This is a genomic window from Sulfurimonas sp. (assembly GCF_023229105.1).
In the GTDB taxonomy this organism is placed as follows: domain Bacteria; phylum Campylobacterota; class Campylobacteria; order Campylobacterales; family Sulfurimonadaceae; genus Sulfurimonas.
The window spans coordinates 1-6,200 of the sequence record NZ_JALNZY010000101.1 but is presented as its reverse complement, the minus strand read 5'-3'; the positions used below and the strand labels follow the sequence as shown (position 1 = coordinate 6,200).

The 6,200-nt window shown below is 38.5% G+C and carries 15 protein-coding genes and 1 pseudogene; all 16 read right to left on the bottom strand.

From position 1 onward, the window contains the following. A pseudogene (locus tag M0Q17_RS10465) lies at positions 1 to 286 on the bottom strand (preprotein translocase subunit SecY); the annotation flags it as partial. A gap of 2 nt (positions 287 to 288) precedes the next feature. Then, complete coding sequence (gene rplO, locus M0Q17_RS10460) at positions 289 to 687, bottom strand: 50S ribosomal protein L15 (RefSeq protein WP_295086619.1); 399 nt, start codon at positions 685 to 687, stop codon at positions 289 to 291. Between the two features lie 3 nt (positions 688 to 690). Next, a complete protein-coding gene (gene rpsE / locus M0Q17_RS10455) occupies positions 691 to 1,131 on the bottom strand; it encodes a 30S ribosomal protein S5 (RefSeq protein WP_295086617.1) in 441 nt (146 codons plus the stop codon). Between the two features lie 8 nt (positions 1,132 to 1,139). Next, positions 1,140 to 1,496: a 50S ribosomal protein L18 gene (gene rplR, locus M0Q17_RS10450; RefSeq protein WP_295086615.1), complete on the bottom strand. Its 357-nt coding sequence runs from the start codon at positions 1,494 to 1,496 to the stop codon at positions 1,140 to 1,142. Positions 1,497 to 1,510: 14 nt separating this feature from the next. Beyond that, a complete protein-coding gene (gene rplF / locus M0Q17_RS10445; RefSeq protein WP_295086613.1) occupies positions 1,511 to 2,047 on the bottom strand; it encodes a 50S ribosomal protein L6 in 537 nt (178 codons plus the stop codon). Between the two features lie 9 nt (positions 2,048 to 2,056). Then, a complete protein-coding gene (rpsH, locus tag M0Q17_RS10440) occupies positions 2,057 to 2,455 on the bottom strand; it encodes a 30S ribosomal protein S8 (protein ID WP_295086611.1) in 399 nt (132 codons plus the stop codon). Between the two features lie 173 nt (positions 2,456 to 2,628). Then, positions 2,629 to 2,814 carry a type Z 30S ribosomal protein S14 gene (locus M0Q17_RS10435; RefSeq protein ID WP_295086610.1) on the bottom strand — a complete coding sequence of 62 codons (186 nt, stop codon included), beginning with the start codon at positions 2,812 to 2,814 and terminating at the stop codon, positions 2,629 to 2,631. Continuing rightward, positions 2,814 to 3,359 carry a 50S ribosomal protein L5 gene (gene rplE / locus M0Q17_RS10430; protein WP_295086608.1) on the bottom strand — a complete coding sequence of 182 codons (546 nt, stop codon included), beginning with the start codon at positions 3,357 to 3,359 and terminating at the stop codon, positions 2,814 to 2,816. The genes M0Q17_RS10435 and rplE overlap by 1 nt, the downstream gene beginning before the upstream one ends. 3 nt (positions 3,360 to 3,362) lie before the next feature. Next, entirely contained in the window at positions 3,363 to 3,593 is a 231-nt protein-coding gene (gene rplX / locus M0Q17_RS10425; RefSeq protein ID WP_294889606.1) for a 50S ribosomal protein L24, read from the bottom strand. Next, positions 3,593 to 3,961 carry a 50S ribosomal protein L14 gene (gene rplN / locus M0Q17_RS10420; protein WP_294883724.1) on the bottom strand — a complete coding sequence of 123 codons (369 nt, stop codon included), beginning with the start codon at positions 3,959 to 3,961 and terminating at the stop codon, positions 3,593 to 3,595. The genes rplX and rplN overlap by 1 nt, the downstream gene beginning before the upstream one ends. Next, positions 3,961 to 4,209: a 30S ribosomal protein S17 gene (gene rpsQ / locus M0Q17_RS10415; protein WP_295086606.1), complete on the bottom strand. Its 249-nt coding sequence runs from the start codon at positions 4,207 to 4,209 to the stop codon at positions 3,961 to 3,963. Before rpsQ ends, rplN begins: the two co-directional genes overlap by 1 nt. A 9-nt stretch (positions 4,210 to 4,218) precedes the next feature. Then, positions 4,219 to 4,404, bottom strand: coding sequence for a 50S ribosomal protein L29 (gene rpmC / locus M0Q17_RS10410; RefSeq protein WP_295086604.1), 186 nt, complete (start codon positions 4,402 to 4,404; stop codon positions 4,219 to 4,221). Beyond that, positions 4,391 to 4,816, bottom strand: coding sequence for a 50S ribosomal protein L16 (gene rplP / locus M0Q17_RS10405; RefSeq protein WP_295086602.1), 426 nt, complete (start codon positions 4,814 to 4,816; stop codon positions 4,391 to 4,393). Before rplP ends, rpmC begins: the two co-directional genes overlap by 14 nt. Before the next feature lie 3 nt (positions 4,817 to 4,819). Then, on the bottom strand, positions 4,820 to 5,545 hold the full coding sequence (gene rpsC / locus M0Q17_RS10400) for a 30S ribosomal protein S3 (RefSeq protein ID WP_295086600.1): 726 nt from the start codon (positions 5,543 to 5,545) through the stop codon (positions 4,820 to 4,822). A 1-nt stretch (position 5,546) separates the two neighbouring features. Beyond that, complete coding sequence (gene rplV, locus M0Q17_RS10395; RefSeq protein WP_295086598.1) at positions 5,547 to 5,864, bottom strand: 50S ribosomal protein L22; 318 nt, start codon at positions 5,862 to 5,864, stop codon at positions 5,547 to 5,549. Positions 5,865 to 5,866: 2 nt separating this feature from the next. Continuing rightward, positions 5,867 to 6,142 (bottom strand): 30S ribosomal protein S19, encoded by a 276-nt coding sequence (gene rpsS, locus M0Q17_RS10390; RefSeq protein WP_295086596.1) that lies wholly within the window; start codon positions 6,140 to 6,142, stop codon positions 5,867 to 5,869. Positions 6,143 to 6,200: the final 58 nt, after the last annotated feature.

Sequence of the window (6,200 nt, the reverse complement as noted above, 5' to 3'; positions counted from 1 at the left end):
CACGCTCTTTTTTCATCTGTCCAAGAGGAGCAAATGTAGCCGCTAAAAGTTCCATAATAATTGAAGCAGTAATATAAGGCATAATTCCAAGAGCTATGATTGACATTCTTTGAACAGCATTTCCGCTAAACATATTAAAAAGTCCAAGTGCGTCAGATTGATGTGAGTCGAAGAATGAAGCGATAACAGAAGCATCTACGCCGGGAACTGGCACGTATGCCAGTAGGCGATATATAAATAAAAACCCGATAGTAATAAGTATCTTATTTACTAGATTTTTATTCACGACTATTTACCTGTTGTAGTAACGTTGTCGTCTTTAATTTTTGATGCTAAATCTTTAGCAGTAGCACCAACCAACTTAACTTTAGTAACACAAGCAGCTATTTTATGAACACCACGGATACTCTCCATAGTTATTTCAGAAAGCTCAGCAACCGCTTTAATTTTCTCTACGTTGATTACGTATGGCTTGATTACACGAGAAGTAAATCCTATTTTAGGAAGTCTTCTTGCGAGTGGTTGTTGACCACCCTCAAAGTTTCTTTTTCTCTTGCTGCCAGCACGAGCTTTTTGACCTTTAGAACCACGACCTGCGGTCTTTCCTGTTCCAGAAGCTTGTCCACGACCGACTCTTTTACGATTCTTTACAGAACCTTCTGCCGGTGTTAAATTTTCAATACCCATCATCTATCCTTTTAAGCGACCTAGTGCTTCGACTGTAGCGCGCACTAGTGTAGCTGGATTATTAGAGCCAATTGACTTTGTAAGTATGTCTTGAATACCTGCAAGTTCAAGAACAGGACGAGTAGAACCACCCGCTATTACCCCTGTACCTTCAGATGCTGGTTTTAAAAGAACACGACTTGCATTGTATTTATGCTCAATATCATGTGCAATTGTAGTACCTTTAATACTAACTTTACTTAGGTTTTTAAACGCATTATCTACAGCTTTTTTAATAGCGTCCGGAACTTCTTTCGCTTTTCCTGCACCATAACCGATAGTACCTTTTTTATCACCAACAACTACAAGTGCTGTAAAACGAAAACGGCGTCCACCTTTTACAACTTTTGTAACACGACCTATATTTACAATTGATTCTTCAAAATCTTCTCTATTGATTTCCATCTTAACCCCTAGAACTTAATTTCGTTTGCACGAAGTGCGTCACCAAATGCAGCTATAACACCGTGATATTGGTAACCATTACGGTCAAATACAATTTCAGAAATTTTAGCTGTTTTAAGTGTAGCAGCAAATGCCGCGCCAAGTGCAGCTGCACCCTCTTTATTTGCTTTATGACCCGTAGCTTTTGAGTTTAACCCGCACAAAGTTGTTGCAGTTGCATCATCTATAGCTTGAACACTCAAATAACGATTTGAACGAAATACAGAAACACGAGGAAGTGAAGCACAACCAGATATTTTTGCACGAATACGACGCTTTCTTTTTAAGCGATTAGCAATTTTGCTTTTTTGTACTTTTGCTTTCATCTTATACTCCTCCCTTATTTCTTAGAAGTTTTACCGGCTTTACGCACGATATGCTCTTCCATGTACTTAACACCTTTGCCCTTATAAGGCTCTGGTGGACGGAATCCTCTAATTTCAGCAGCAACTTGACCAAGCACTTGCTTGTCATGGCTTTTAAGAGTTATAACATTCTTCTCAACAGTAGCCTCAACGCTCTCTGGCAGTTGATAGTTAATATCGTGTGAAAAACCAAGTTGTAAGTTAAGTGCTCTGCCGTTTGCTGCAGCACGATAACCAACACCGTTTATCTCTAACTGTTTAGTATAACCGGTAGCCAAACCAGTTACAATATTAGCAGCTAAAGCACGGTAGGTTCCCCAGAATGCTCTATGTGCACGAGAATCAGATAAAGTTGCAAAAGTTATAACATTTCCATCTAACTTGAAAGCAACATTTCCTTTTGTATCTAAATCAACACTATTTTTGCCTTTAGCAAAAGTTATAACATTTCCATTTGTACCGACTTTAATATCGTTTGCAAATTCTACAGGTAATTTACCAATTCTTGACATGTTATCTCCCTACCAAATCGTACACATTACTTCACCACCGATACCAAGCTCGTAAGCTTTATCGTTTGGTAAAATGCCGCGTGACGTACTAACAATAATAGTTCCGTACCCATTTTTGAAACGTTTAATCTCAGCTTTTGGCTTGTATACACGACGCCCAGGCTTAGATACTCTTTTCATTTCATTTATAACAGTTTTGCCTTCATCATTGTACTTTAATACAACATTGATTGTTTTTTTAACGCCGTCTTGAACAACGTTACAACTGTCTATATAACCTTTTTCAACTAAAATGTTTGCCATAGCTTCAACACTCTTAGAGTGAACAAGCGTAGTAACATCTAATCTTCTCATACCAGCATTACGAATACGTGTTAACGCATCTGACACTAAGTCATTTATTGCCATTTAATTTTCCTTATTAATTGCAAGTTTAAAATACAAAATTTTAAACTGCGAATGAATAGTAGTTTCTACATTTAGAACGCTTCTGGAAATAATTCCATAAGCTACGCTAACGCTGAGTTTTTCTCGGCGAAAAGCCCAACGCACTAGTGCGTTACACTAGTTGTGCGTTTGTTCTACCATGAAGACTTTCTAACACCTGGGATTAATCCCTCATTTGCCATTTTTCTAAAACAAATACGACATATACCGAAGTCACGAAGAACAGAGTGTGGACGACCACAAATCTGACATCTTGTATAACCGCGAACTTTAAACTTTGGAGTTTTGTTCGCTTTGTTGATCATTGACTTTTTAGCCATTAGTTGCTCCCTTTACTAAAAGGCATACCCATTTTCTCTAAAAGAGCAAATCCTGCCTTATCAGACTCAGCTGTTGTTACAACTGTGATATTCATACCATGAATTTGCATAACAGAATCATAACTAATTTCCGGGAAAATCAGTTGCTCTTGTAATCCAAAATTGTAGTTACCGCGACCATCAAAGCCGTTTCTAGGAACACCACGGAAATCTTTCACACGAGGAAGAGCGATAGAAACAAGGCGATCAAAAAAGTTATACATTTTTTTACCACGAAGCGTTACGCGAATACCTACAGGCATACCCTCACGAACTTTAAATCCAGCAACAGATTTTTTAGCTATTACTGTACTTGCTTTTTGACCGGCAATTTGAGTAATAGTATCCTCTATATTTTGGATAAGTTTATTGTCTTTCATTGCAAAACCAGCACCTACAGAGATAACAATTTTATCTAATGCAGGAGTCTGCATCGGATTTTTGATCCCAAGGTCTGCTTGAAGTTCAGATTTTAAACCTAAATATTTTTCTTTTAAACGAGCCATCTATTATGCCTCCACTTTACGAACATTTGAAACATCTATAGGCATCTCTTTATTGATATGTCCGCCTTTAGTGTTATCTTCTGTTGGTTTGATAGCTTTTTTAGCAATTTTGCAACCCTCAACTATTACCTTGTTTTTCTTTGGTAATACTTCAAGTACAGTAGCTTTAGTTCCGCGATCATCACCGGCGATAATTTCTACAGTATCGCCTTTTTTGAATTTAAACTTTGCCATTAAACAACCTCCGGTGCAAGAGATACGATTTTCATGAAACCACTGTAACGTACTTCACGAGCAATTGGGCCGAAAATACGAGTACCGATTGGCTCTCTCTTGTCATCAAGTATAACAGCTGCATTATCATCAAAACGGATAAGAGAACCGTTTTCACGGTGAATCTCTTTAGCAGTTCTAACAACAACAGCTTTTACAACTTTACCTTTTTTAACTTTAGCAGTAGGAGTCGCTTTTTTTACAGAAGCTATGATAACATCACCAACTCTTGCATAACGACGCTTAGAACCGCCAAGTACCTTAATACACATAATCTCTTTGGCACCTGTATTATCAGCTACATTCAGACGAGTAAACCCTTGAATCATTACTCTGCTCCCAACACTACTGTTTTAAGTCTAAAAGATTTAGTCTTAGAAAGCGGGCGACACTCGATTGCAATAATCTTATCACCTACTTTTAACTCATTACGCTCATCATGTACTAAGTACTTTTTGAAACGCTTTACAACTTTATGGTAACGAGGGTGCATTACACGACGCTCAACAACTATACTTGCTGTTTTGTCGCCTGCAATTTTAACTACATTACCTTGAACTTCACGTTTATGTGTCATTGCCAGCCCCTATTTCGCTGCACTAAGTGCAGTGTTGATTCTAGCAACATCTTTTTTAGCGATACGAAGTTCGCTAGTGTTTTGTAGTTGCATCATCTGTTTTTTAATTTTTAAAGTAAAAAGCTCAGTCTTTCTCGCTTTAAGCATTGCTTGAAGTTCTGCTGTGCTTTTATCTGCTAAATCAGAATATTTCATTGCTCATCTCCGCAGTAATTATTTTTGTTTTGAAAGGCAATTTATGCAAAGCAAGAGTTAACGCTTCACGAGCAAGCTCTTCTGGAACACCGGCCATTTCAAAAATGATACGACCCGGCTTAATATTCATTACCCACTGATCAACTGAACCCTTACCTTTACCCATACGAGTTTCAAGAGGTTTAGCAGTTAACGGTTTAGCAGGAAATACACGAATCCAAATCTTACCATTTCTTTTAATATGACGAGTGGCTGAAATACGAGCCGACTCAATCTGACGAGAGTTAATACGACCTGCCTCAACCGCTTTTAAAGCGATATCACCAAATGCTAATGTATAACCCGAACGAGCGTAACCACGGTTACGACCCTTCATTACTTTACGATATTTAGTTCTCTTAGGCATCAACATGATTTATTCCGCCTTTCCGCTATTTTCGCGTTTTGGAGCACGCTTAGGACGACGTGCACCCTCTTTTTGTTGCTCTTCTTTTACTTCTGCCGGGATACCTTTTGTGAGAACCTCACCTTTGAATATCCAAACTTTTACACCAATACAACCGTATGTAGTGTGTGCTTCAGCAAAACCGTAATCTATCTTTGCACGAAGAGTATGGAGTGGAACACGTCCCTCTAAATACCACTCTGTACGAGCCATTTCAGCTCCACCAAGACGACCGCTTACAGATATCTTGATACCTTTAGCTCCGCCTCTTTGTGCATTTTGCATAACTTTTTTCATAGCACGTCTAAACGCAACACGGCGCTCTAGCTGAGTAGCTACATTTTCTGCAACAAGTTGAGAAGAGATTTGAGCCTTCTTCTCCTCTTTGATATTTACCGAAATTGGCTTACCAACAAGCTTTTGAAGAGTCTCTTTAAGCTTCTCAATATCTGAACCTTTTTTACCGATAATGATACCAGGACGAGCAGCAACGATAGTTACACGAAGTCTCTTAACGGTTCTTTCTATGATAATGTTAGAAACACCGGCATAGTAAAGCTCTTTTTTCAAATATGTACGAATCTTGTAATCTTCGCCCAAAGATGCTGCTGCAGTCTTAAAATTAGGAAACCATCTGCTCTCCCAATTACGATTGATACCAAGACGTAAACCAATAGGATTAACTTTTTGACCCATACTATTTACCCTCTACTTCTACTAATATATGCGCTGTCGGCTTTCTGATGCCAGATGCCATACCACGAGCTCTCGGACGAAATCTCTTAAGTACGGGACCATTATCAACACGACATGACGTTACTATACAATCGCTAGCTTCATTACCGCTGTTTGCAACTGCTGATGCAACTACTTTATAAATAATTTTTGCTGCTTTGTTTGGTGTAAACTCTAAAGCTGCTAATGCTTGCTCAGCGTTCATACCTTGAATCTCTCTTGCGATAAGACGAGATTTGATAGGTGAAACACGGATAAATTTTAATAATGCTCTAGCCATGATTAACCTTTCTTCTGTACAGAGCCCTTATGGCCCTTGAATGTACGAGTCGGTGCGAATTCACCTAGTTTATAACCAATATGATTCTCTGTTACGTATACAGGTACAAATTGACGACCGTTATGAACATTCATAGTTAAGCCAACCATATCTGGCAGAACCATACTTCTGCGAGACCATGTTTTGATAGGTTTTTTACTACCTTCTGCTTTGGCTGCTACTACTTTTTTCATCAAATGATCATCAACAAATGGACCTTTTTTTACACTTCTTGCCATTTAACTACCTCTTCGGATTAGATTTACGGCGAGTAATAATAAGTTTATCACTTGCTTT

Coding starts and splice junctions, on each gene's coding strand:
- M0Q17_RS10435 (WP_295086610.1), bottom strand. CDS start 2,814: ATGGCTAAAAAGTCAATGATCAACAAAGCGAACAAAACTCCAAAGTTT.
- rpsC (WP_295086600.1), bottom strand. CDS start 5,545: ATGGGTCAAAAAGTTAATCCTATTGGTTTACGTCTTGGTATCAATCGT.
- rpmC (WP_295086604.1), bottom strand. CDS start 4,404: ATGAAATATTCTGATTTAGCAGATAAAAGCACAGCAGAACTTCAAGCA.
- rplX (WP_294889606.1), bottom strand. CDS start 3,593: ATGGCAAAGTTTAAATTCAAAAAAGGCGATACTGTAGAAATTATCGCC.
- rplO (WP_295086619.1), bottom strand. CDS start 687: ATGGGTATTGAAAATTTAACACCGGCAGAAGGTTCTGTAAAGAATCGT.
- rplN (WP_294883724.1), bottom strand. CDS start 3,961: ATGATTCAAGGGTTTACTCGTCTGAATGTAGCTGATAATACAGGTGCC.
- rpsE (WP_295086617.1), bottom strand. CDS start 1,131: ATGGAAATCAATAGAGAAGATTTTGAAGAATCAATTGTAAATATAGGT.
- rplP (WP_295086602.1), bottom strand. CDS start 4,816: ATGTTGATGCCTAAGAGAACTAAATATCGTAAAGTAATGAAGGGTCGT.
- rpsQ (WP_295086606.1), bottom strand. CDS start 4,209: ATGACACATAAACGTGAAGTTCAAGGTAATGTAGTTAAAATTGCAGGC.
- rplF (WP_295086613.1), bottom strand. CDS start 2,047: ATGTCAAGAATTGGTAAATTACCTGTAGAATTTGCAAACGATATTAAA.
- rpsH (WP_295086611.1), bottom strand. CDS start 2,455: ATGGCAATAAATGACTTAGTGTCAGATGCGTTAACACGTATTCGTAAT.
- rplE (WP_295086608.1), bottom strand. CDS start 3,359: ATGGCTCGTTTAAAAGAAAAATATTTAGGTTTAAAATCTGAACTTCAA.
- rplR (WP_295086615.1), bottom strand. CDS start 1,496: ATGAAAGCAAAAGTACAAAAAAGCAAAATTGCTAATCGCTTAAAAAGA.
- rplV (WP_295086598.1), bottom strand. CDS start 5,864: ATGGCTAGAGCATTATTAAAATTTATCCGTGTTTCACCTATCAAATCT.
- rpsS (WP_295086596.1), bottom strand. CDS start 6,142: ATGGCAAGAAGTGTAAAAAAAGGTCCATTTGTTGATGATCATTTGATG.